Consider the following 23,862-nt stretch of genomic DNA (forward strand, 5'->3'; position numbering starts at 1 on the left):
TGAGCACAGTTTCGACTATTCAGAGCCATTCATGGACTCAAACCGCGACAGAAACCAGCCTGATCCAAGCACTTCCAAAGCCGAGGGCCTCACCGGACTCAACCGCTCCCCTTACTTTGTCTCCAGCCACATGATTATCAACATTGAACTGAACTGCTGAAGCTGAATTGTGCACAGTCAACTCCAACCACCTTGGCGGTTATCGAAACTCAATACTCTCCCACAACCTGCCCGTCATTGCGAACAGCCAGACGTTGAAAGGTTGAATTAATATCCTGCAGATGGGTCGCACTGGAGACGCTCCCTTTTTTGTAGTCGATATTCTCGCTCACGAAATGCACCGATCCATCACAGAAGACGAAGTGGGCTCCCCCCACATGGTTACTGCTGAAACCGCGGACGTCATGCTCTGCACCCGCAATGGCATTAATGCCGTTATAGGTGAGCCCTATCACAGCCATTCCATTTCCTTTACGTGCATAACTGCTGCTCTGCGTATTATTGGAGGCAGAGAAACCCAGAGCATTCGCCCCCCCTACCTTGTTGTTACTTTTATAAACATAAGCACGCTCACCCACCAGAATGGTATTACTGCTCCCATCAAGAATATCGCGAAAGCGTATGCTGGAATTGGCAAAACCAATTCCATGTGCTGGCCCATATTGCGTCGCATAAACGGGGGGCGTAGTACTGTCCCAGGCATTCGCCACCATCACATAGTCTGAGCGGGCAATCTGGTAAGTCGCAGAGCCATCGGTCACGGTAAAATTATAATTATTGGATGCGGAAACATAATCATTCAGATTGGGTCCCGGGTCGGACGGACAGAGAAATACACTGATCGGCTGCTGTAGCGACTGTCGCACCGTGGCGTTCGCCAGGTTCTGATCCAGAGTCACACTCCCGGCATTGAGCAGATTATATAAAGGAGCCTGATCAATATAAGGCAGCACGAACGTCCCCCAGCTGTAGATCCCCAGTTCACCCTGGTTACAGGCTGACCAGACAGCTGAAGAACTACAGGGCGTTTTGGTAATATAGCCGGGTGGAAATGTTCCATGCGCATCGTGATAATTGTGCATCGCCAGCCCAAACTGTTTCATATTGTTTTTGCATTGTGATCGCCGTGCTGCTTCACGGGCCTGCTGCACGGCCGGTAACAGCAATGCAATCAGAATGGCGATGATCGCGATGACGACCAATAATTCAATCAGTGTGAAGCCTCGTTTTCGGTAGGTTTGACTCATTTTCATATTGGTACCCTTGGTCATTAGATATTAATGATAATATTTAATACTCGAACGATTCATTTTAAACAGCATTTCATTTAGATTTCATGTCGATAGCAAACTCGTTATCCCCTGCCTGCACATCCAGTTTCAGTTCACTTTTTGCACCATATTTAGCAGGAATTTTGGGGCCAGCTGCATCGATGCCCCACTCGACTCGCACCGTATTGGGTCCCAGTTTGACTCCGGGTTCATCAATCAGGTATTGCGCTTCATATTCTCCTGCTGAATCCGTGATGGCAGTCGATGGTCGACCATTTTGTGGTTCGAACAGGACACTCACTCCCTCGAGCGGTTTCCCATCCAATGTTACGGTTCCATGCACCTGGCCTAACTCGGGCATGTCAGGAGCCTGATCGCTGCAACCGAGATTGGTCCCCAACAGGAAGAGCGATATCAGTACATATCTTCTGCGCATGGTGACTGACCTTTTTACGGGGCACATGCATCCTTCCACACTAGAAAGGTGCAAGGCAACAGCTCACATTCGACGAATTTGAGAAATGAAATACTGGAAATTACCAGCTGTCTGAGCGCGATGGACTTTTCGCTTATAACTTGATTTGGCAACACTCTTAAGTATCCAGATGTTTAAGCAATAAAGCAAGAACTTTTTTGGCATTTCTAAAAAGATCTGGCTACGATGCAGGAGTGCGACCAGCGAAAAGGAGCTCTGTTCGATCACTCAATTCTCACCCTTGAAGACTAAGGAGATACCACCGATGCCAGCATTCCTTAAATACGTGATCATCGCAACCTTGTTACAGAGCAGCGCTGTGATGGGGGAGGATGATTTACAAACGACCAAAGAACAACCTCAGCTGATCTACTCACAAAAGTTGATTGCGCTGATTCCTCAATCCCGTGATCAGTTGATAGCTTACAGCATGACCACCAATACCTGGAGCAAAATCCAGATTCCAGTCGAAGCAGATCAAAGGGCACGTCTGACAGTCTCACCTGCCATGGCCGCGTGTCAGCTGGGTCAGTCTATTTTCGCGTACTCATCCATAGCCGGTCGCTGGGCAGAGCTGAAAATCCCAAAGGACAGCAAAACCCGATTTGAAGTCGGCAACGACAGTGTGAATGCTGTCACGAAATCAGATTCGATCAACCAGTTATATGTTTTCGGTGCCAACACCGGCGCATGGACGGGTGTAGATTTGAAGACCGGAAAAATTCTGGATGTCGACCAGCTGAATCAGGATCATTCAAATTGATCACCGACTGAGAATCCCCGCTGGACACAACACGGTAGTCCGAGTCTAATGATCAGCAACAATCTTGAGAATATTCCGCCAACACAGTGACGACAGGGAACCACTGCATCTGGTATTTTGATTTGATTCCCGGAGTCAACCGTGACTGCCTCAGTTGAACAACAGAATTATTGGCCGCTGGCACGGAAAATCCTATGGGTGATTCTGTTCCTCTTGGCACTGATTGTATTTGCCCCCGGTTACATCGCCGCATTGCATCCTGCTGACGGACAGGTTTTTGATTTTTTCAAAGAGTGGGCCTCCGTCCAGAATCGCCTGACAGGCATGCCCGTTTACGCTGATCAGGAAGCTGCATTACTCAAACACCTGAATTTGAAACTGACCGACTCGGAAGGATTTTTCGATCGCTATAATACGCATCCTCCATCGGCCAACCTGATCGCAGTCCCTTTTGCCTGGCTCTCCTATCAGGACGCTCAATTCGCCTGGAGCCTGACCTCCCTGGGTATGCTCGCCCTGGCGATCTACTGGATCATACAGTCGCTCCAGATCCGTATTACCTTCTGGAAATCACTCGCCTTGGTTACGCTCTTGCTGGCCTGCGATCCGCTGCAACAGTCGCTTATCCAGGGACAACCCAACCTGCTGCTCGCACTCCTGATTGTCGCCGCCTGGAAAACAGGGCGGTCAGGTAATTCTCTAACGGCAGGTGTCTGCCTGGGGTTAGCCACAGCAGTTAAAATCTATCCCGCTTATCTGTTCCTCTACTTTCTCATCAGGCGCGATATTCGCGCGCTGGCAGGAGGAGTTCTGGCCTTTGTCAGCATTACTCTGATCACAGTCGCCCTCTTTGGGAGTGATGCTTATCGTGACTATCTGACAGTAGTGCTGCCTTCCCTGGCCGACATCACCAACAACTGGGGCAACGCGTCACTGCTCGCCTTCTGGGAACGCCTGTTTGATCATCCCACATCAATGATCCAACCGGTGGTTGATTCCCCGCTGTTCCTGAAGATGACAGTCTGGTCATCCTGGCTGGCTCTGACAGCGCTTTCTTATCAATGCTATGCCTTACTCTTCATGATCGTACTGCTCTGGCCCGACGGTTTCGCATCGCGACAATCTGCTCAGGATTCGACAATGGCCGCAGCCTGTGGTTGCTGACGTGGAAAAAAACGCTTCAGCTTCAGAAACTGTTTCTCATAACAATGCCAGCTGACTTCAGACAGTAACAGGATAATCAAGACCGAGGCACAGAACGCGAAAATACTTTGCATCGAACCTGTATCAGCATCAGCCCCATACATCATATTAATTTTCTTTACCGGGATAAAAACCATCATCTGAAATATGTAGATTGCGTAGCTCCGATTTCCGAAGTACCGCAATACACGCCCTTCCAATACCCGATTAAGAAACTTCAACTTCGAAGAATTCAATACCACCAGCGCGATCAGCAATGCACTCATTACAGCAAACAGAGAATAACCCACGGTCTGACTGGCACGCCCATCAATATAGAACCCTTTCTCAGCGACAATCACCGCCAGTAAGGCAATACCAGTCAGGATCAGGCCGGTCAATGCTCGTCGATTCAGGTACGATTCCCACACAGGATTTCGCAGCCAGATGGCAATCAACGCACCTGCACTTAAGGTATCCAGGCGAAACAGCGTTACCGTATAAACGGTCATTGCATCGACTCCGTGATAACGGGCCACACAACGCGACAGCAGCGACAACAGGAACAGCGATCCGCAAAAAACTCCCAGCGGACGACGCCCCAGTAACCAGACAGCAAACGGCCAGAGCAGGTAGAACTGCTCTTCGACAGCCAGCGACCAGAAGGGCTGCACCACCATCGGAGGCGTACTGCCCCCGAATACAGGCACCCAGTTCTGCAGGTAGAGCCAGTACCACATCTGATCTGGAAACTCAGGGTTCTGGAGAAACAACCACAGTATGACGCCGTAATACAGCGGAAAGATTCGTAGAATTCGTCGCAAGTAAAAGTTGCGAAAGTAATGTGGGCTCGCTCTCGTATCCAGCAGGATGCCGGTGATCAGAAAACCGGACAATACAAAAAACAGATCCACACCACACCAGCAGGACCGGGAGACCATCTCGTAGAACTCCCACAGCCTTCCCGTTCCGGAAACAATGATTAGACCACTGTGAAAGAACAATACCATCAGGATGGCCACGCCACGAACTCCATCGAGGGCTGGCACATGCTTCGCAGCGTTAATCGGTTCGAGGGGGGAGACATTCATGACGCAGAATATATCAGAAGCTGTAGAAAAGTTCGGTCCAGTTCATCAAAACCGATTTTCTTCCAGGGCGCCACACGGCACAATGCCCGCCTGTGGGAAAGCCAGTCAAGCAGCACGACTGGAATTGATTATGACGATTATCTGGATCAGAATGCCCTGTCTACTCTGCTCAAAGAGCTTACTCGCCGATCTTGACCGAAATTTTCCCGCTATTATCAGCCAGTTCATGCCAGTGATCGCGACACCGGAGAAACAGCTTTCCACTCGCGGGCGCCTGAAAACGTTCTGCACCGCCCAGTTCAAATTCTGCACTCAACTCGTATTCATCATTTTCGTTTTCATACAGGACGACCCCCATCAAAGTACCACGGCCGGAATCATCGCCACTGGCTGTTACTTCTTTACTTTCTGTGGCAGTATTCCACTCTCCTATTGTTGAGATCTGATACTCCTGCCCTTCTTCCACAAGCACCCGGGATGCCTGCCAGCCCTGGTTTGCTTCGATTTTCGAGGCCAGCGGGCGTACTGAATTCGGTTTACGAAACTTGGTCTTCCAGTCCCACTGACACAGATCACAGCGATACCCCTGATCGAAGTGCCTCAGGAAGAACAGGTATTCGAACGAAATCTCCCGATCCATCGATCCATAAGTCTGATTGAAAGAGACCGGCTTGTTCATCAGTAACCCCAGCCCGAGCGGCCGAAACCGTGCCGCGTAATTTGGATTTGTGGCCAGCAGGTGACACAACGCCCAACGCCAGCAGTAATTCTGCCAGGAATCGCCTGTTGTTTCTTTGGAATTGACAATCTCATTCAAGCTCTTAGGCTCGCTCCGCTTGATATAGTCGATGACATACTGCTCACAGGTGACTGCCAGAGGTTGCCCTTTTCGGGGCACCACTTTCCAGTTATTTCCCATCTCAGCCATGCCTTCGCTGTACCACACTGGCCCCGTGCGACCGAAATTCTGGGCGCAATAGGCATGCACGGCTTCATGCTGAGGCGTCCCCCCGTTGGCGGTTGCATACACAATCGATTTGGCGGCGACAATCTGCTTCCCCCGATATGTCGTGCGGCTCATCGTAACCCCACCCCCTCCCGCAATGGACTGCATGCCCGCTGGATGCAGACTGCCGGCAGGCCAGTTCGCCATGTCCTTCACAACATAACATTCGATCACAGCCCGATTCGGACTCGCCCAGTAAGAAGAAATGATCACCAACATCTTTTCCAGGCGTTCCAGTAAATTCCGCGCATCCTCAGCCGGCAAATCGGTGTGGATCAGAAAATTTTTAGAGCGGTAATCCGCAGGTGCCTGGGGAAGGTTGGCCCGCTGCTTCGCAACACGCCGATTTCCCTGGGCAGAAAGACTGCCAACAGAAACGGTCACCATAAAGGCAAATATCAGAAATGACCGGAAGAACAATGAATTGATGATTTTTGCTGCTGACTCCACAGACAGTCTCCTCCTCGTTGATTCAGCCCGGCATTGAATTTACAGAAATATTAATTGCAAAAGACATGCTTGATTGCAGTAGATGTGCCAGTTTCCATTGTAACACGCTCAATACGAGAGACAAATTTTAATTATCCAATCAGGTCAGCTCACATCCCATACACTTGATATGTTTTCGTTTCCGACTTACCCTGAATAAACAGTTTTTAAAGAATGTTTAGTTTGCTTCGTCATTTGCACTCATTAAGTGAGAGGTCTTCTCCATGAAATATCTAACGCAGATTCGCCTCGGATTTCTACCACTTCTGCTCTGCAGCCTCTTTCAGATACAATCTGACCGCTGTTCTGCTTCAGAAGCACTCTGGAAAGCCGCCTCGGTCAGCGTCGTGATTACACCGGAAGAAAACCTCTGGATGGCCGGATATGGCGGCCGTAAAGCCCCTGCAGATGGCAAGATCCACGACCTCTGGATGAAAGTACTGGTCATCGAAGCCAGTGACGGACACCGGGGCGTGATTGTCTCCACTGACACACTGGGCATTCCCCAGTCGATCTACAACAATGTCTGCGCGGCCCTTAAGGAAAAATACAAACTGGAACGCAGCCAGATCATGTTAAACAGCTCCCATACACACTGCGGCCCTGTCTTAAGACGTGCTCTAAACGATATTTATCCGCTGACTCCCAAACACATCGAACAGATCGAAAAATATTCAACCAAACTGGAACAGCAACTGGTAGACGCGGTTGGAAAAGCCATCGAAGAACTCGCACCAGCGTCCCTCTGGTCAGGAACGGGACTCACCAGTTTCGCTGTCAATCGCCGCAACAATATTGAATCAGAAGTGCCCGGCCTCAGAAAATCCCACGGACTGAAAGGGCCCGTTGATCACAGTGTTCCTGTACTCGCCGTCAAAGATAAAGACGGCAAGCTCAAAACAATTGTTTTCGGCTATGCCTGCCATAATACCACCTTGGGAATTCAGAAGTGGTGTGGAGACTATGCCGGTTTCGCGCAATACGATCTGGAAGCCATGTTTCCCGGCGTCACCGCCATGTTCTATATGGGCTGTGGTGCCGACCAGAATCCCCTACCCCGGCGTACACAGGAACTGGCAGAATCCTATGGATCACGCCTGGCACATGCGGTCGCTGATACAGTACGACTCCCTATGGTCGAACTCGATCCTGAACTCAAAACCGAAATTGAAATCACCGACATCAAGCTGGGAGATGCTCCCACCAAAGCTGAACTCGAAAAAATTGCCGCTGGCAATCCCAATTCCTATGTCACCCGCTGGGGAACTCGACTGCTGAAAGAGCTCAACGCCGGCAAGCCTTTCATCACTTCATATGCTTTCCCCGTACAAGTCTGGCGATTGGGTAAAACCCAACTGTGGATCACCATCGGCGGTGAAGTAGTCGTGGATTATGCCTTGGGAATGAAAAAAGAGTTTGGCCCCAACACCTGGGTCGCCGGCTACTGTAACGATGTGATGGCCTACACCCCGTCACTACGCGTCCTGGAAGAAGACGTTCCCCCGCGTAAATCATCCCGCTGGGGCTACGAAGGTAACACATCCATGATGGTCTATGGATTACCCGCCCACCGTTGGTCGGATGAAATCGAAGACAAAATCGTCGAAAGTGCCCGAAGACAGGTCAAAAAGGTCCGCAATGGAAAATAGCCCTCTGCTTCGCTAAAATGACCCCTTCGACCCTGATTTTGACTGCTGTATGATGGCTTCTGAGGATGTTTTGCGTTTTTAAGCCCCTGCCGTTTGTCGCGCAGGTTATGAAGTCCTAGAATGCAGCATATTCAGATCTGTTAAGAAACATTAAGCATGACAGGTTCGCTGTGGCAACCTGACACCAATTGTTCACCCCTATTATCGTAGCACTGAGGAGAGAGTAATGGCTTCCGGAAATCCTTTTGGCGCGGAAGGTCAATTAAAGGCAGCTGGTAGTGAGTTCACTTATTACCGCTTGCAGAAACTGATTGATGATGGCATCGGCAATATTGAATCACTTCCCTATTCCATTCGCGTGCTGCTCGAGTCCTGCCTGCGAAATGTCGATGGTTTCGTGGTCAACGAATCGGATGTCACGAATCTCGCCAACTGGAGTGCTGAATCTCCAAATCCCGTTGAAGTCCCCTTTAAACCAGGTCGCGTCGTCCTGCAGGACTTCACCGGTGTGCCCGCTGTTGTCGATCTGGCTGCCCTCCGCAGTGCCATGGTCCGACTTGGTGGAGATCCTCAGAAAATCAATCCACTGGTACCGTGTGACCTGGTGATTGACCACTCGGTACAGGTCGATGAGTTCGCAACCCGACTCTCCCTGCAGCACAATGTCGAAAAAGAATTCGAACGGAATCAGGAACGCTACCAGTTCCTTCGCTGGGGTCAGCAGGCACTCGATAATTTCAGCGTCGTACCTCCTGCCACCGGTATCGTGCATCAGGTCAACCTTGAATATCTGGCCAAAGCCGTACTCACCAAAAATGGTGTTGCTTATCCAGACAGTCTGGTGGGAACAGACAGCCACACCACCATGATCAACGGACTGGGTGTTGTGGGCTGGGGTGTCGGCGGTATCGAAGCCGAAGCAGTCATGCTCGGCCAGCCGATCTACATGCTGACTCCCGAAGTCGTTGGTTTCCGATTGAGCGGCAAGCTTCCCCCCGCTGCGACAGCGACTGACCTGGTGCTCCGCATCGTACAGATGCTCCGTGAACACGGCGTGGTCGGTAAGTTCGTCGAGTTCTATGGTCCCGGCCTGTCCAACATGAGCCTGGCCGACCGTGCCACCATCGCGAACATGGCCCCCGAATACGGTGCCACCATCGGGTTCTTCCCCGTAGACGACGAAACACTGAACTACATGCGCCGTACAGGGCGTACTGATGCAGAAGTCGATCTGGTTGAACGTTACTATAAAGAACAGGGCATGTTCCGTACCGACAGTTCTCCTGAGCCCAGCTTCACCAGCAAGCTTGAACTTGATATTTCTACTATTGAAGTCTCTCTGGCCGGCCCCAAACGTCCCCAGGACCGCATCGCTTTGACCGATATGAAATCACACTGGCACAGTGATCTCAGCAAAACATTCGGCAAGCAGGACCCTTCCAATACCAGCGTTGCAGTCGACTATAATGACCAGAACTTCAATCTGAAAGATGGCTCTGTTGTGATCGCCGCCATCACCAGTTGTACCAACACCAGTAACCCCTCTGTCATGATCGGCGCAGGTCTGCTGGCGAAGAAAGCCGCAGAAAAAGGACTGACCCGCAAACCCTGGGTTAAAACCAGCCTGGCACCCGGCAGCCGCGTTGTCACCGACTACCTGGAAAAAGCCGGCCTGACTCCATATCTCGATCAGTTGGGCTTTAACCTGGTCGGTTATGGCTGCACCACCTGTATCGGCAACAGTGGTCCGCTGCCGGCCCCGATCTCCAAAGCCATCAATGATAACGACATCGTCGCAGCCGCCGTCCTCTCCGGTAACCGGAACTTTGAAGGACGGATCAGCCCTGATGTACGTGCCAACTATCTCGCCAGTCCGCCACTCGTGGTTGCCTATGCGATCGCAGGCACAACGGATATCGACCTCAGTACGGAACCACTGGGACAGGATCAAAACGGAAACAATGTCTTCCTGAAAGATGTCTGGCCTTCACAGGAAGAAGTCAACGCGACAATGGAATCATCCATCAATCCGGAAATGTTCCGCCATGAGTATGGGAAAGCCACCGAAGGCTCTCCGGAATGGCAGGCTATCAATGGTGGCGACGGAGACATTTTTGCCTGGGATGAACACAGCACCTACATTCAGGAGCCGCCGTTCTTCGTCGATATGCCTGTGACTCCGGCTCCCATCAGTTCCATCAATGACGCGCGGGTCCTGGTTTCGGTAGGCGATTCCGTCACCACCGACCACATCTCACCCGCCGGTGCCATCAAAGCAGATTCCCCCGCGGGGAAATATCTGCAGGAAAACGGCATCACTCCGGAGAACTTCAACAGCTACGGCAGTCGTCGCGGTAATGACCGGGTCATGACCCGTGGTACGTTCGCAAATATTCGCCTCAGTAACCTGCTGGCTCCCGGTACCAGCGGCGGAGTGACAACTTACCTGCCAACAGGCGAGCAGACTTCCATCTACGAAGCATCGCTCCAGTACAAAGCAGCCGGTACCCCACTGGTGGTTCTCGCCGGCGGCGATTACGGCATGGGGTCTTCACGAGACTGGGCTGCCAAAGGGACATTCCTGCTGGGCATCAAAGCTGTCATCGCAACTTCGTTTGAACGCATTCACCGTTCCAACCTGGTCGGCATGGGCGTACTGCCTCTGCAGTTCCGTGATGGAGAAAGCCGCGAAGAACTGGGGCTGGACGGAACGGAAACGTTTGACATTGAACTGGATGACAATCTCAAACCAGGCCAGGCCATCCGCGTCACCGCGACAAAGGACAACGGAACCCAGGTTCTGTTTACCGTCCAGTGTCGTATTGATACCCCCGTCGAAGTTGAATACTACCGCAATGGTGGCATTCTTCACAAAGTACTTCGCGATCTGGCTGCATCCTGATTTGATGGAGACTGCGTTTGAAACCGATCTGATTGTCGAGGATTACCTGGACGGTGCCCGCATCGATCGGTTTCTCAGCCGTCATTTCAGAAATTATTCGACACATCGTCTGCAGCGCATCGTACAAGCGGGCTTTGCTAAAGTGAATGGCATCCCCGCTGATCCGCTGCAGCGCGTGTTTCGAGGTCAGCAGATCAGTATCCGGCTCCCGGAACCGCCCGATAAAACATACGATCCGGAACCATTACCACTGGAGGTTCTGTATGAAGACGCATGGCTGATTATCGTCAATAAGCCCCCGGGGATGATCGCGCATCCAGCAGGAAATATTCTCTCAGGCACGGTTGCCAATGCCCTGCAGTATTATCTTGATCAGCAAACCGGCATACCCAGCCTGTTGCGGCCTGGCATTGTCCATCGTCTTGATCAGTTCACCAGCGGGATTCTGATCGTCGCCAAAGAGCACCTGGGACACCGCAGCCTCTCGATTCAATTCCAGCAGAACCGGATCAGCAAATCATATCTGGCGATTGTTCGTGACCAGCCGGAACACAACGAATTTGAAAACAGCGACGCCATCGGCGAACACCCCACCCAGGCGGGCGTCTGTATGACCACCCATCCACAAGCCCTGCGGGCCAAATCAGCGTTTACCCGTTTTCAAGTAGTAGAACGCTTACCCGGGCATTCGCTGGTCCGCGCGTTTCCTAAAACCGGTCGCCTGCATCAGATCCGCGTGCATCTGGCGGACCTGGGATTCCCCATCATCGCCGACGACTTTTATGGCAACGATGCCAGACTCCTCGAGGACCGCACGTTAATCACCAGGCAGGCGTTACACGCCGAGCAGATTGAGTTTGCGCACCCCGTTACTAATTTGCGGATGAAAATTTCCGCTGGAGTACCAGATGACTTTCAACGGGCAATCCAGCGGATACGGAGCGCCTAGACTGTGTCCAGTTTTACTGCAGCGACCTTCACACGATGTTCCCCAATCCGGAGAGCCTGACAAAGACTAAACTTCTATCGTTTCTTCTTCATCCAGTTCGGCTGGCTGCTCTTCCTCGGCGGTCATTGCTACTTCCGCATTGATCTTGACGAGCTTGGATTCTTCAAACAGTCGATCCAGACTCATTTTTTCAAACGCATCAAAGGCGGCCACTTTGTAGCATTCTGCCATCGTCGGGTAGTTGAAGACAGCGTTGCGGAAATATTCGATCGTGCCACCAAAGGACATGACCGTCTGACCGATGTGGACAATCTCTGTAGCGGCTTCACCAATCGCATGGATCCCTAGAATCTTGAGCGTTTCCCGATGAAACAGTATTTTCAAGATCCCGTCCCGGTCACCCGAGATCTGGCCGCGAGCAATTTCCCGATAACGGGCCGCGCCCACTTCATAGGGAATATGTGCGTCAGTCAGTTGTTGTTCCGTTTTGCCGACCATCGAAATTTCCGGAATCGTAAACAACCCGTAAGGCATCAGGTCGAATGCTTCAAACGGCTCATTAAACGCGTTGCAGACTACGCGGCGGCCCTGTTCCATCGAAACACTGGCCAAAGCGGGAAAGCCTACAATATCACCGGCTCCATAAATGTGTGGCACCCATGTCTGGTGCTCCTCGTTACACCACAGACGACCACGTTCATCAGGCTCCAGTCCGGCTGCCTGAAAATTCAGCTCATCTGCATCGCCTACGCGGCCCACCGTATACAAGACCGAATCCGCGACCAGGCGTTTGCCACTTTCAGTCTGAACTGCCGCCATCGAATCAGAAAACCGTTCGATGCCAACCACTTCTTCTCCCATCCGGAAAATCATTCCCAATGATCGGGCATGATGGATCAGCGCGTCAATAATCTCACGATCACAAAATTCCAGCAGCCGCTCGCGACCATCCAGAACCGTTACTTCTACGCCCAGCGTCGCAAACATGATCGCGTATTCAATTCCAATCACTCCACCACCCACGACGATCATCGAACGCGGAATCTCCTTCAGATCAATAATTTCATCCGAATCGAAAATCGTCTGTCCATCAAAGGGGATGTGTGGTGGACGAGAAGGCTTGGTTCCGGTAGCCACCAGAATATATTCGCCATACAACTGCTTCCGCCCTGTTTCACAGTCGACTTCCACTTCATGCGGACTGACGAATTTGGCTTCGCCAATAAATACTTCCACGCCGTTCCGTTCCAGCTGATCATGAATGATTTCCAACTCATGTTCAGCCACATCGGCCAGTTTCAAACGCAGGTCCTGCATCGTGATCCGACGCTTGCGGCGATACCATTTACTATAGACATCCCGGTGGCGATACCCGGTCAGATATAAGATCGCTTCACGCATGGTTTTAGAGGGAATCGTCCCTTTATGCAGGCAGACGCCCCCCATGCCACGAAAGTTGCGCTCAATAATGGCAACACGCTTCCCCAGTTTCGAAGCGGCAATCGCAGCTTTCTGGCCGGCAGGACCACTTCCGATAATTACAATGTCGTATTTCATGGGACCACTCTCAATGTGTCTGCCCCTCTTCCCGCTAACGGCTCTCTTGCGCCACATGTCAAAATGAGAAGACTGGCTAAACTATTCTACGTAAACGAACACTTCTAACTTCGGAATACTGGTGGTCTGACAAAGATATAAAGATTGAAGCAATCAATGAAACAAGCTATTTTGCGTGCATCTTGACGGTTATACTGATATTACCAGTATCATTGAAATGAAATACCTCCCGGGAGAACCTGCAATGCAGCAGTCTCGCCGTTATCGGTTCTTCTCTCAGCTGACTCACGATAAGGAACTTCGATGAATCACCACTTGCGAAAAATCTGGAACGTTCCCGAACACGAACACACCCCTTTCGAAGTATTTCAAAACCGGAAGCTATACCGCCGGGAATTCCTGCAACACATGGGGATGGGGCTGGGCATTGCCGGCCTTGCGGGTTTACTCACAAGTTGTGAGCAGGCAACAAAAGAAGAAATCGAACAAGCCGGAGCAAGTACACCTGTCCCTCAACAAGGCAGTTCGATTTACCCAGCGGAGCGAAATCCTGCTTTCAAATACGGACGTCCGGAAACAGAACCCATCGAAGCAGAAAAATTCACCAACTTCTACGAGTTCACTGGACCGACCTCAAAACAGGCCTGGAAATATGTAGAAAAATTCGAAACCGCTCCCTGGTCAGTCACCGTAGAAGGAGAATGTGAAAAGCCCCGCACATTCGACCTGGATGACCTGTTTAAAGAGTTAAAGTTTGAGGAACGTGCCTATCGACATCGCTGTGTCGAAACCTGGGCCATGTGCGTTCCCTGGACCGGTTTTCCCCTGGCAAGCCTGCTGAAACTGGTGGAACCCAAAGCGTCTGCCAAATTTGTCGCCTTCGAAACCTTCAACAAGCCAAAGCAGGCTCCTTACATGGAATCCAGTGGATCTGGAACCTGGCCGTGGCCTTATACCGAAGGCTTGAGCATGCCGGAAGCAATGAATGATCTGGCTTTCATCGCCACCGGCCTGTATGGCGCTCCCTTACTCAAACAGAATGGCGCGCCCATTCGACTCGTCGTTCCCTGGAAGTACGGATTCAAGTCGGGAAAATCCATCGTAAAAATCAAACTCACCAAGGACCAGCCTGCAACGTTCTGGAATACCGTCAACCCTGAAGAATATGGGTTTGTTGCGAATGTAGATCCAGACGTACCCCACCCCCGCTGGAGTCAGCGCACCGAATGGATGCTGGGAACCGAAAAACGCTACGAAACGAAACCCTTCAATGGTTACGGCGAATATGTCGCCAGCCTGTACACAGGCTGAAAAGCAGAGTTTGAAGATACAAAAAGCCCCGGTAGCGTTCATACTACCGGGGCTTTCATTTTATCTCAGTCGGATGCTCATTCAGAATCAGTCATCAGAGCTGAACATCATGACGATCCGCAACACGTACCAGAACAGTGTGGCAACAGAGGCAAACAAAGCCAGTGAAGCAGACACATACTGATCGGTCGAATATTGATGCAGCACATTTGATGTTTCATACAAAATGAAACCGCTCATCAATAGCACCATGGCAGCAGAGAACCAGAGCCCCAGCGAGACCCCGAAAAACGCAGCACCGATGGCGATGCCAATCGCAGCCATCAGAGCAATTGACAGGCCGCCCCCCAGGAAGGAGAAATTCGCGCCTGTTACTAAAACATACGCCGTCAATCCTCCAAAAATACAGAGGGTAATGATCGCCGCGATCGGAATCACATGCGCTTCAGGTCTAGATTCCGAAGCAAGGTACAAAATCGGTACGAAGATGATCGCTTCCGCCAGGGTATAAAGCCCCAGACCGGCATATTGCGTCCCCAGTGATTTGGCACTCGATGCCATGGAACTGGCAACCCAGCTGGCTCCCAGAAACGCAATCAGAATAATCCAGGGACTGACACTGAATAGACCCAGTATAGGTCGCATTAAGGCTGGGGTACTGAAAATGATAAATTCCAGTCCCATGAAAACAAAAATCGCACCAGCAAGATGCATGTAGGTCTTGCGGATAAATGCGGCGCGCTCGGAAGCAATTGCGTCAATGGCAAAGACGCCGCCGCCAGCCGTTGTATCCTGGTCGTAATAATCAGGAGTGTAGTTGTTCATTGACAGATTTCTCCAAGTGAGTGAGAAGTGATGTTCCAGACGAACACAGTTTGGGTTATCAGTTAGATTTGTCTGCTGTCGCCACATTTACTTCCGCGGCTGGCAGGCAGGATAATTATAGGTCACGGTGCACATAATTCAAGTACAGCCAATCACTCTTTTATTGTAGTTAATTTAATCAGGCGCTTTTATTCTACCGCTGGGTACAGCACTTTCGTTATTGCGGGCAATTTGTTCTGATATCTCATTACTTACGTAAGTTTACATCAGAGAATTCAAAATATTCTAGAAAATAATTGTGAAAGCCCACGAAATATTTGATGAAATGAATGAAATAAAATCAGGAAAAACAGAGCGGAACTGGGAATTCTGGATCGACGTTGGTGGCACGTTCACTGACTGTATCGCCCGTGCCCCCAGTGATGAATTCATTCCCTTTAAGACTCTTAGTTCAGGCATCACGAAAGGTCGTGCTCAGGAAATCACCGCCCCGAATACAATTGTCGACCCATCCCGGATGGGAAACCCCGCAAACTTCTGGCAGGAGTATCAGATTGAATTTCTGAATAATGATGGAAACCCCCTGCATACTGCACAGGTGACGCGATTTGACAACCTGACGGGGGCAATCACCTTCCAACCCGCGCTACCTTCCACGGTGCAGGTCTCGACAAGCTACGAACTCGCCTCCGGTGAAGAAGCCCCGATCCTTGCTATCCGCTGGATTCTGGGGCTGAGGAAATCCGACCCCATTTCCAATATCAGCGTCAAACTGGGAACCACGCGTGGCACCAATGCCCTGCTCACCCGCAACGGTGCTCGGACCGCTTTCATCACTACGCAAGGCTTCGCAGACGTCCTGCTGATCGGCAACCAGGACCGCCCGCGCCTGTTCGATCTGGCCATTCAAAAACCAGAGCCTCTCTTTGAAACCGCTCTGGAAATCGAGGAACGCATCGACGCGGAAGGCAACGTGCTCCGTGCCCCTGATCCTGCTCGCATTCGTCAGCAACTCGATCAACTTAAAGCGACTGGCGTGGAATCCCTGGCGATCTGCCTGCTGCATTCTTTCGCTAACCCCGAACATGAAGAACTGGTCGCCCGCCTCGCATCAGAGGCCGGCTTTGACGAAATCAGTGTGTCCAGCAGGCTCTCGCCGCTCATAAAAATAGTCTCCCGCGGTGATACGACGGTGATGGACGCCTACCTGAACCCGATCCTTAAAGATTACATCCGCAAACTGCGCACGCCGCTCCAGAACTGCAAGTTGAAACTCATGACGTCCGCCGGCGGTCTTGTTGATGCGGACCATTTTGTCGGCAAAGACAGCATTCTGTCCGGCCCTGCGGGAGGTGTGATAGGATATTCGCGCGTTGCGGAAACAGCCGGGTTCCCCCAGTCCATCGGCTTCGACATGGGAGGCACGAGTACCGATGTCTCCCGCTTCGACGGCGAATACGAGCGGGAATTTGAAACCACGAAAGCGGGTGTGCGAATTGTAGCCCCCATGCTGAGCATCGAAACAGTCGCCGCCGGCGGAGGTAGCATCTGTGGCTTTGATGGTATCAAGCTGCATGTCGGCCCTGACAGTGCTGGCGCAGATCCAGGTCCTGCCTGTTACGGACGGGGCGGACCGCTTACCGTCACTGACTTGAATCTGTACCTTGGCAAAATTATCCCCAGTCGCTTTCCCTTCGTATTAGACAGGCAGGCGGTCGAGCAGCGTCTATCGCAGCTCTGCGAAGAGATCGCCACTTCTCCCATGGGAAAAACTTACACTCCCCTTGAACTGGCGGAAGGCTTTTTGCAGATTGCAAACGCGAACATGGTTCGTGCCATCCGTAATATCTCTGTAGCCCGGGGCTATGATCCCGCTGATTATGCCCTGGTCAGTTTCGGCGGCGCCGGCTCGCAGCATGCCTGTGCCATCGCTCGTTCACTCGGGATCAATGAAGTTCTGATTCATCCCTATTCAGGAATCCTCAGCGCCTTTGGAATCGGACAGGCCGACGTCCGACGTTTCGGACAACAGTCGGTCCTGCAGACCTGGTCCGCCGAGCTCAAACAGGAACTGCAGCAACGGTTCACCGAACTTGATCAGAGTATTTACGATGAAGTCCGCGCAGAAGGCATTCCTGCCGAACGCATTGATGCCCCGCTGCATTCTCTGGAAATGCGTTACCTGAGAACCGATGCGACGATTCAGGTTCACTGTCAGTCGGGGCAGGACGAAGTTACCCTGTTTGAACAGGAACATCAGCGTCTTTACGGTTACACCCACAAGAGTCGCGCCATCGAAGTCACAGCGATGCGTACGGAAATCGTCGGCCGCATGGAGGAACCCAACCTCCCGGAATCAGAACTCATCAATCGCAGCCCCACACCTTTGGAAACGACACAGGCCTGTTTTCAGGGATCAATCCAGCCGACGGCAGTCTACCTCCGCGAAGATTTGCATCCCGGCGATCAGATCTCAGGCCCGGCGATTATCTGTGAAGCGATTTCCACAGTCATCATTGACCCCGGATTTACCGCCAGCATCCTCTCGCGCGGTGAAACATTGATGCATGAGACCTCCGAGAGTTCCACCAACTCGACAGAAATCGGCACCACTGCCGACCCGGTCATGCTGGAAATTTTCAACAATCTGTTTGCTTCCATCGCCGAACAGATGGGCATCACACTGCAGCGAACGTCGATCTCAACCAATGTCAAAGAGCGGCTCGATTTCAGTTGTGCCGTCTTTTCCTCAACCGGTGACCTCGTGGTCAATGCTCCCCATATTCCCGTGCATCTGGGCGCGATGAGTGAAACCGTCAAACGCATCATCGCTGACAACCCGGATCTGGCGCCCGGCGATGTTTTTGTGACGAACGATCCCTATCGAGGCGGCTCACATCTTCCCGATGTAACCGTGATTACTCCCGTGCATCACGCGGAATCAAACGAACTGATCTTCTTCACCGCCAGTCGCGCTCATCATGCGGAGATCGGCGGAATCGTCCCTGGCAGCATGCCTCCGTTTTCGAAAACGCTGGCAGATGAAGGCGTGTTGATCCGAAATTTCAAACTGGTCGACCGGGGAACATCGCGTGAAGACGCGCTGCGCGAACTATTGAAGTCAGGTGAATATCCCTCACGCGCGGTCGAAGATAATCTGGCGGATGTCTCAGCCCAGGTTGCCGCTAACAACTGTGGAGTGAATCTGCTTAACGATCTGGTCCGCCGCTACTCGCTGATGGTAGTGCTGGCTTACATGAAACATATCCAGCAGGCAGCCACGGAAAAAATGCAACTCGCATTATCTGAAATTGAAGATGGCACTTACTCCTTTACCGATCATTTGGATAACGGCACGCCACTCTCAGTCAAAATCACGATCAATGGCTCCAGCGCCGTGGTCGACTTCACAGGCACCGGTCCGGTCCTGGAGACGAATCTGAATGCCAATCGAGCCATTGTGAAGGCCGCCGTACTGTATGTTTTTCGCTGCCTGATCCAGGAAGACATCCCGTTGAACAGCGGCGTGCTGACTCCCATTGAAATAATTCTGCCTGAATGTTTCCTGAATCCCCCTGAACGAGCAACGCCGGCAGAATGTGCCGCGATGGTGGGTGGCAATGTCGAAACCTCGCAGCGGACTGTCGACACTCTGCTGGGCGCACTTAATAAAGCAGCCGCCAGCCAGGGGACGATGAACAACTTGACCTTCGGAGACGAGACCTTCGGTTATTATGAAACCATCTGCGGCGGAAGTGGCGCGACTGCCGAACAGGTGGGAGCGGACGCCGTTCACACCCACATGACAAATACCCGTCTGACAGACGCTGAAATCATCGAGCGCCGCTACCCGGTGCGATTGCACGAGTTTTCCATTCGCCAGGGATCCGGAGGGGCAGGCCAACACCATGGTGGCGCTGGCATTATTCGTCAGATTGAATTTCTGAAACCGTTAAAGATTTCCCTCATTTCCGAACGCAGAGGAGATTATGCTCCGTTTGGGCTGGCCGGTGGTTCTCCAGGACAGATCGGCGAAAATCTACTGCAAAAAGCAGGCGATTCTACAGTTGAGTCACTGGGTGGAAAATTCTCCCTCTCCGTCGCTGCTGGCGATCAATTGACAATCAAGACACCAGGCGGCGGGGGATTTGGAAAAGCTGAATAAACTGAGTCGAATCAAAAATCTGTTCACCGGACTGAGGCCAGATACCGAATGTCCCTGACCTGGAAATGCAGGTTCTGGGCATTATTGCGAGCATCTGCTTTGTGATTTTCCCCGTCACGCGGTAAGGTGACCCATAGGGCCAAAATATCAGAAATTCTTACAGCCAACCCTATGTTTAGAGAGAAGGAAAATTATCGTGTCAGAAAACCGTCGTGCTGAAGTGGATGCCGCATTGGCTGATGTTGATTTTGAAAAGTTCAACTATCAGGTCGTGTTTGAAACCACAAAAGGTACTATTAAAATGGACCTGTATCCCGACGTGGCCCCGGGACACTGCAAAAATATCATCGGTCTGACCAAAATCGGCTTTTATAATGATATTATCTTCCACCGCGTCATTCCTGATTTCGTAGTACAGATCGGCTGCCCACAGGGCACAGGAACCGGTGGTCCCGGCTATACTATTGATGCTGAGTTCAATAATCTGCCTCACGAAACCGGCATACTCTCCATGGCTCGCACCAATGATCCCAATTCAGCCGGTTCACAGTTCTTCATCTGCCTGGGGCGAGTCCCTCACCTGGATAACCAGTACACTGTTTTCGGTAAAACCAGCGATGCAGAAAGCGAAGCCGTTGTTCTGTCGATTGGTGATGTGGAAACAAATCACAGCGACCGACCGCTTGAAGATGTCAAAATTACCGGTTCAGAAGTCATTGTCACTGAAAAGTAGACTGCGATGGGCGTTGATCGAGCTTCCCTGAAGACAGGCACACTCGTACGACAGGCGTGTCGTAGCGGAGAATTCACCGGGCAGACCTCGGGGCTCGCCCCCGGGTTTGCCCAGGCGAATCTCGTGATCCTCCCACAGGCAGAAGCCCGTCAGTTTCAGGAGTTCTGTGAAAAGAACCCCAAACCCTGTCCTCTACTGGAAATCACACCACCAGGTGAGCCCTGTCCGCAGAAGCTGGCAGAAGCGGCCGACCTGCGGACCGATCTCCCCCGCTATCGTGTCTGGCGTCGGGGGGAACTTGTGGATGAGCCAACGGAAATCACTTCGCTCTGGCAGGATGATCTGGTGGCCTTCCTGATTGGCTGTTCCTTCACATTTGAAGGGGCATTGATCGCAGCCGGGCTTTCCGTGAGACACATTGATCAGGGAGTAAACGTTCCCATGTATCGCACGACAATCCCGTGTGAATCAGCGGGAATATTCAGCGGCCCGCTCGTGGTTTCGATGCGCCCTTTCAAACCAGCGGATGCAATTCACGCCGTACAGATCACCGGCCGATTTCCCGCTGTTCATGGCGCCCCCGTGCATCTTGGTTTTCCAGAACAACTGGGAATTGCAGATCTCTCCTTACCCGATTATGGAGATGCCATCACTGTAGAATCAGATGAACTGCCCGTGTTCTGGGCCTGTGGCGTGACTCCCCAGGCAGTGCTGATGCAGGCAAAACCGGAATTTGCCATCACACATAGCCCCGGTTGTATGTTCGTCTCTGATATGCGAGACGCAGACCTGGCGTCTTTATAAACAGAGTAGCCATGCATTCCTGTCTGCTCAGGAATGTGATTCGACTTCAGAAGCCTCATGAGCAGACACATTCTGATCGGGCAGATGAATCGAACGAATGCGATAGTTTTCCCACATCAATGAGTAAGCAAAGCAAGGCTCATGGTCGAGGCTGAAAGCCACTGGTTGACTTTCCCAGAAGCTCATCAAATTACCGCGAGGAGGATTGGTATAGAGTCGATGCTTACACTCGGGACAGACCATGCCGAACGGTGTGGCTTGATCTTCTTCGCGCTGATGGTCGAGACAAATTGTTTTTTGTGGTTCGTTTTTCATAACGGTTTCATTATATCGAGACGTCCTCAGCTCACTCCAGTTCTTTTTTTAATTACTCATACATAATTCTCTGAATCAATGCAGTTGTCCTGATTCTTTCCAGAGTTTTTGTAGACTGTGTAAACCGGACATCCCTTAGAATCGTTTTGACCCGCAACACAGACACTTGATGGTTGACAAATTCAGTCTGACTGCCAGATTCCTGCACTCAAACCCCTTGATTCATCGCATCTGGGAATCCAGTTTGGTATAAATTAATTCCTGACTGAACCTCCTTCCGGGCTCAGCAGATACGTGATCAGGGAAAATGGGGCCTGTCTAATCAGGTTCTTCTCCGCTGCAGTGACCAGATCTGTGCTTATTCGACACATCATCTGTAGAACCAGAACGGATCCCTGTTTGTTTTGAACTTAGACTCTGGTACGAGAACCCATGGCAATCAACCTTTCTGAACAACTGAAGGGAGTACTCCCTCCGGTCATTACACCACTGACTCCCGATCGCAGGCTTGATCCAGCTTCCGCTGAATCCGTTTACCGATTCATGCTCGACAAGGGGACCCATGGGCTATTCCTGTTTGGCACATCGGGCGAAGGCCCCCTGCTCTGTGAAGCAGACCGTCACGAGGCAACTGAGATCGCCGCCAAAGTAATTGATGGTAGCGTCCCCCTGCTGGTGGGAGTGATTGCTCCGGGAACCGAACAGATTATTGAACAGGCTAAAGTCGCAAAAGCGCAAGGCGCTGATGCGATCGTAGTCTGCCCCCCGTTTTATTACCCGGCCAGTCAGAAAGACATGCTCGTCCATTACCGCACGATTCGGGAAGCCGTCGACATCCCCATCTTTGCTTACGACATCCCTGTAATGACTAAAGTCAAAATCGAAATGGACACGCTGATGACTTTAGGCAGAGAAGGCACTGTGATTGGTGTGAAGGACTCCAGTGGAGATGCCGTCAGCTTTCATCGCCTGGTAGCCAATAAACCCGCTGGCATGAAACTGTTTACCGGTGCAGAAATGCTGGTGCATGCAGTTGTGCTGGCAGGCGCTGACGGAACGGTTCCCGGACTGGCGAATGTCGGGCCGGAACTCTTCGTCCAGCTCTATGAAGCTGCCGCCGCCAACAACCACCAGGAAGCGGTCCGGTTTCAAGAAGCCATCGTCCGGTTATTTGAAGTATTTGTCTGTCCCGATGGAACCATGAATGTGGGTTATATCATTGGCTCGATGAAAACTGCACTCCGCCTGCGCGGCGTAATTGAGCATGATACCCTGTTCCACCCGTTCCCGGCCTGCACACCCGAACTGATTGAACGTACCCGAACGATCATGACGGAAGTGGGCTGCCTGTAATCACCTTCGCCGGATGCACTCCCATTTCTCTTACACCATACTTCGAATTGAATGAAACATTATGAGCGGAGTTTTAAACAAACGAGCGTGCCTGTTAACAGAACAGCTGCTCGCCAGATCGGGTGAACTGAAAGTCATACCGCATGCACTTCAGAACGGCGCGGTCGTGGTGGATTGTGGAATTGAAACTCCTGCAGGCTTACAAGCCGGATTATTGCTGGCCCGCATCTGCATGGCCGACCTCTGTGACATTCAACTGGTTCCAGGAGAACTGGAAGCACTCTCTTTACCTTACCTGCAGGTTCAGACCGACCACGCCGTCGAAGCCTGCCTGTTGAGCCAATATGCCGGCTGGAAAATTGACGTCGATAAATTTTTCGCGATGGGTTCCGGCCCCATGCGGGCTGCTGCGGAAGTGGAAGACCTGTATCGCATCCTCGCATTTGGTGAATCACCTGAAAAGACCGTCGGCGTACTGGAAGCAAATACCTTACCCGGTGTGGAGGTGGTTGAGAAAATCTCCAAAGCAACGGGAGTCGAGCCCCAAGACATCGTATTGCTGGTGGCTCCCACGTCCAGTATCGCTGGTAACATTCAGGTCATTGCCCGCTCCGTGGAAACCGCCATGCACAAACTGCTGGAGTGTAAGTTTGATGTGCATCGGGTTCAGGCCGGATTCGGGACGGCTCCACTGGCGCCTGTCGCGAAAGATCACCTGACAGGCATCGGACGCACGAACGATTCCATCCTTTACGGCGGTTCTGTGACACTCTGGGTTACCGGCGATGATGAATCGCTATTGGAAATTGGTCCGTCCCTTCCCTCCGATTCTGCAGCCTGTTATGGAAAACCGTTTCTGGAAGTCTTCGCAGAAGCCAATCATGACTTCTATGAAATTGACCCCAGTTTCTTCAGCCCCGCGGTCATCATTTTCCAGAATCTGGATACCGGAAATATATTTCAGTTCGGCCAGATGAATACCGGGCTTTTGAAGAACAGTTTTGGATTCTAATCTTTCGGTA

18 protein-coding genes are annotated in these 23,862 nt (G+C 51.7%); 11 read left to right on the forward strand and 7 right to left on the reverse strand.

Features of this window, described 5'->3' with window-relative positions:
* Positions 1-209 precede the first annotated feature (209 nt).
* Positions 210-1,253, reverse strand: a complete 1,044-nt coding sequence (locus tag ACN0YH_RS15390; RefSeq protein WP_417380462.1) for a DUF1559 domain-containing protein — start codon at positions 1,251-1,253, stop codon at positions 210-212.
* 70 nt (positions 1,254-1,323) lie between these two features.
* Entirely contained in the window at positions 1,324-1,707 is a 384-nt protein-coding gene (locus ACN0YH_RS15395) for a carboxypeptidase-like regulatory domain-containing protein (protein ID WP_417380463.1), read from the reverse strand.
* 304 nt (positions 1,708-2,011) lie between these two features.
* On the opposite strand from ACN0YH_RS15395, the gene ACN0YH_RS15400 reads away from it, so the two are divergent.
* Together ACN0YH_RS15400 and ACN0YH_RS15405 are read left to right on the forward strand one after the other, a co-directional pair.
* Positions 2,012-2,509, forward strand: a complete 498-nt coding sequence (locus tag ACN0YH_RS15400; RefSeq protein ID WP_417380464.1) for a hypothetical protein — start codon at positions 2,012-2,014, stop codon at positions 2,507-2,509.
* Positions 2,510-2,650: 141 nt separating this feature from the next.
* Positions 2,651-3,673, forward strand: coding sequence for a glycosyltransferase family 87 protein (locus tag ACN0YH_RS15405; protein WP_417380465.1), 1,023 nt, complete (start codon positions 2,651-2,653; stop codon positions 3,671-3,673).
* Here ACN0YH_RS15405 and ACN0YH_RS15410 read toward each other — a convergent pair.
* Positions 3,637-4,782 carry an acyltransferase family protein gene (locus ACN0YH_RS15410; RefSeq protein ID WP_417380466.1) on the reverse strand — a complete coding sequence of 382 codons (1,146 nt, stop codon included), beginning with the start codon at positions 4,780-4,782 and terminating at the stop codon, positions 3,637-3,639. The two genes, ACN0YH_RS15405 and ACN0YH_RS15410, sit on opposite strands and share 37 nt — an antisense overlap.
* 178 nt (positions 4,783-4,960) lie before the next feature.
* A complete protein-coding gene (locus tag ACN0YH_RS15415; protein WP_417380467.1) occupies positions 4,961-6,238 on the reverse strand; it encodes a hypothetical protein in 1,278 nt (425 codons plus the stop codon).
* Between the two features lie 263 nt (positions 6,239-6,501).
* Between ACN0YH_RS15415 and ACN0YH_RS15420 the strand changes: the two genes are divergently transcribed.
* The 3 genes from ACN0YH_RS15420 to ACN0YH_RS15430 all read left to right on the forward strand — a co-directional run bounded on the left by ACN0YH_RS15420 (position 6,502) and on the right by ACN0YH_RS15430 (position 11,777).
* Positions 6,502-7,926, forward strand: a complete 1,425-nt coding sequence (locus tag ACN0YH_RS15420; RefSeq protein WP_417380468.1) for a neutral/alkaline non-lysosomal ceramidase N-terminal domain-containing protein — start codon at positions 6,502-6,504, stop codon at positions 7,924-7,926.
* Between the two features lie 226 nt (positions 7,927-8,152).
* The gene (gene acnA, locus ACN0YH_RS15425; RefSeq protein WP_417380469.1) at positions 8,153-10,828 is read left to right on the forward strand and encodes an aconitate hydratase AcnA; all 2,676 of its coding nucleotides are present in this window, start codon (positions 8,153-8,155) and stop codon (positions 10,826-10,828) included.
* Positions 10,782-11,777, forward strand: a complete 996-nt coding sequence (locus ACN0YH_RS15430) for an RluA family pseudouridine synthase (RefSeq protein WP_417380470.1) — start codon at positions 10,782-10,784, stop codon at positions 11,775-11,777. Before acnA ends, ACN0YH_RS15430 begins: the two co-directional genes overlap by 47 nt.
* Positions 11,778-11,843: 66 nt before the next feature.
* Here the strand turns inward: ACN0YH_RS15430 and sthA are convergent, their stop codons facing one another.
* Positions 11,844-13,334, reverse strand: coding sequence for a Si-specific NAD(P)(+) transhydrogenase (gene sthA / locus ACN0YH_RS15435; RefSeq protein WP_417380471.1), 1,491 nt, complete (start codon positions 13,332-13,334; stop codon positions 11,844-11,846).
* 303 nt (positions 13,335-13,637) lie between these two features.
* Between sthA and msrP the strand changes: the two genes are divergently transcribed.
* A complete protein-coding gene (gene msrP / locus ACN0YH_RS15440) occupies positions 13,638-14,645 on the forward strand; it encodes a protein-methionine-sulfoxide reductase catalytic subunit MsrP (RefSeq protein WP_417380472.1) in 1,008 nt (335 codons plus the stop codon).
* Positions 14,646-14,732: 87 nt separating this feature from the next.
* On the opposite strand, the gene ACN0YH_RS15445 is transcribed toward msrP, so the two are convergent.
* Entirely contained in the window at positions 14,733-15,470 is a 738-nt protein-coding gene (locus tag ACN0YH_RS15445) for a Bax inhibitor-1 family protein (protein WP_417380473.1), read from the reverse strand.
* Between the two features lie 325 nt (positions 15,471-15,795).
* Here ACN0YH_RS15445 and ACN0YH_RS15450 point away from each other — a divergent pair, with 325 nt between their 5' ends.
* The 3 genes from ACN0YH_RS15450 to ACN0YH_RS15460 all read left to right on the forward strand — a co-directional run bounded on the left by ACN0YH_RS15450 (position 15,796) and on the right by ACN0YH_RS15460 (position 21,172).
* Positions 15,796-19,635, forward strand: coding sequence for a hydantoinase B/oxoprolinase family protein (locus tag ACN0YH_RS15450; RefSeq protein WP_417380474.1), 3,840 nt, complete (start codon positions 15,796-15,798; stop codon positions 19,633-19,635).
* A 196-nt stretch (positions 19,636-19,831) separates the two neighbouring features.
* A complete protein-coding gene (locus tag ACN0YH_RS15455; protein ID WP_417380475.1) occupies positions 19,832-20,368 on the forward strand; it encodes a peptidylprolyl isomerase in 537 nt (178 codons plus the stop codon).
* Positions 20,369-20,374: 6 nt separating this feature from the next.
* Complete coding sequence (locus ACN0YH_RS15460; RefSeq protein WP_417380476.1) at positions 20,375-21,172, forward strand: putative hydro-lyase; 798 nt, start codon at positions 20,375-20,377, stop codon at positions 21,170-21,172.
* A gap of 27 nt (positions 21,173-21,199) precedes the next feature.
* On the opposite strand, the gene ACN0YH_RS15465 is transcribed toward ACN0YH_RS15460, so the two are convergent.
* On the reverse strand, positions 21,200-21,487 hold the full coding sequence (locus ACN0YH_RS15465) for a hypothetical protein (protein ID WP_417380477.1): 288 nt from the start codon (positions 21,485-21,487) through the stop codon (positions 21,200-21,202).
* Between the two features lie 432 nt (positions 21,488-21,919).
* On the opposite strand from ACN0YH_RS15465, the gene ACN0YH_RS15470 reads away from it, so the two are divergent.
* Positions 21,920-22,840, forward strand: a complete 921-nt coding sequence (locus tag ACN0YH_RS15470) for a dihydrodipicolinate synthase family protein (protein ID WP_417380478.1) — start codon at positions 21,920-21,922, stop codon at positions 22,838-22,840.
* Between the two features lie 61 nt (positions 22,841-22,901).
* Positions 22,902-23,852 (forward strand): methenyltetrahydromethanopterin cyclohydrolase, encoded by a 951-nt coding sequence (mch, locus tag ACN0YH_RS15475; protein WP_417380479.1) that lies wholly within the window; start codon positions 22,902-22,904, stop codon positions 23,850-23,852.
* The last annotated feature ends 10 nt before the right edge of the window (positions 23,853-23,862 follow it).

It is taken from the genome of Gimesia sp., assembly GCF_048262075.1.
GTDB lineage: Bacteria > Planctomycetota > Planctomycetia > Planctomycetales > Planctomycetaceae > Gimesia.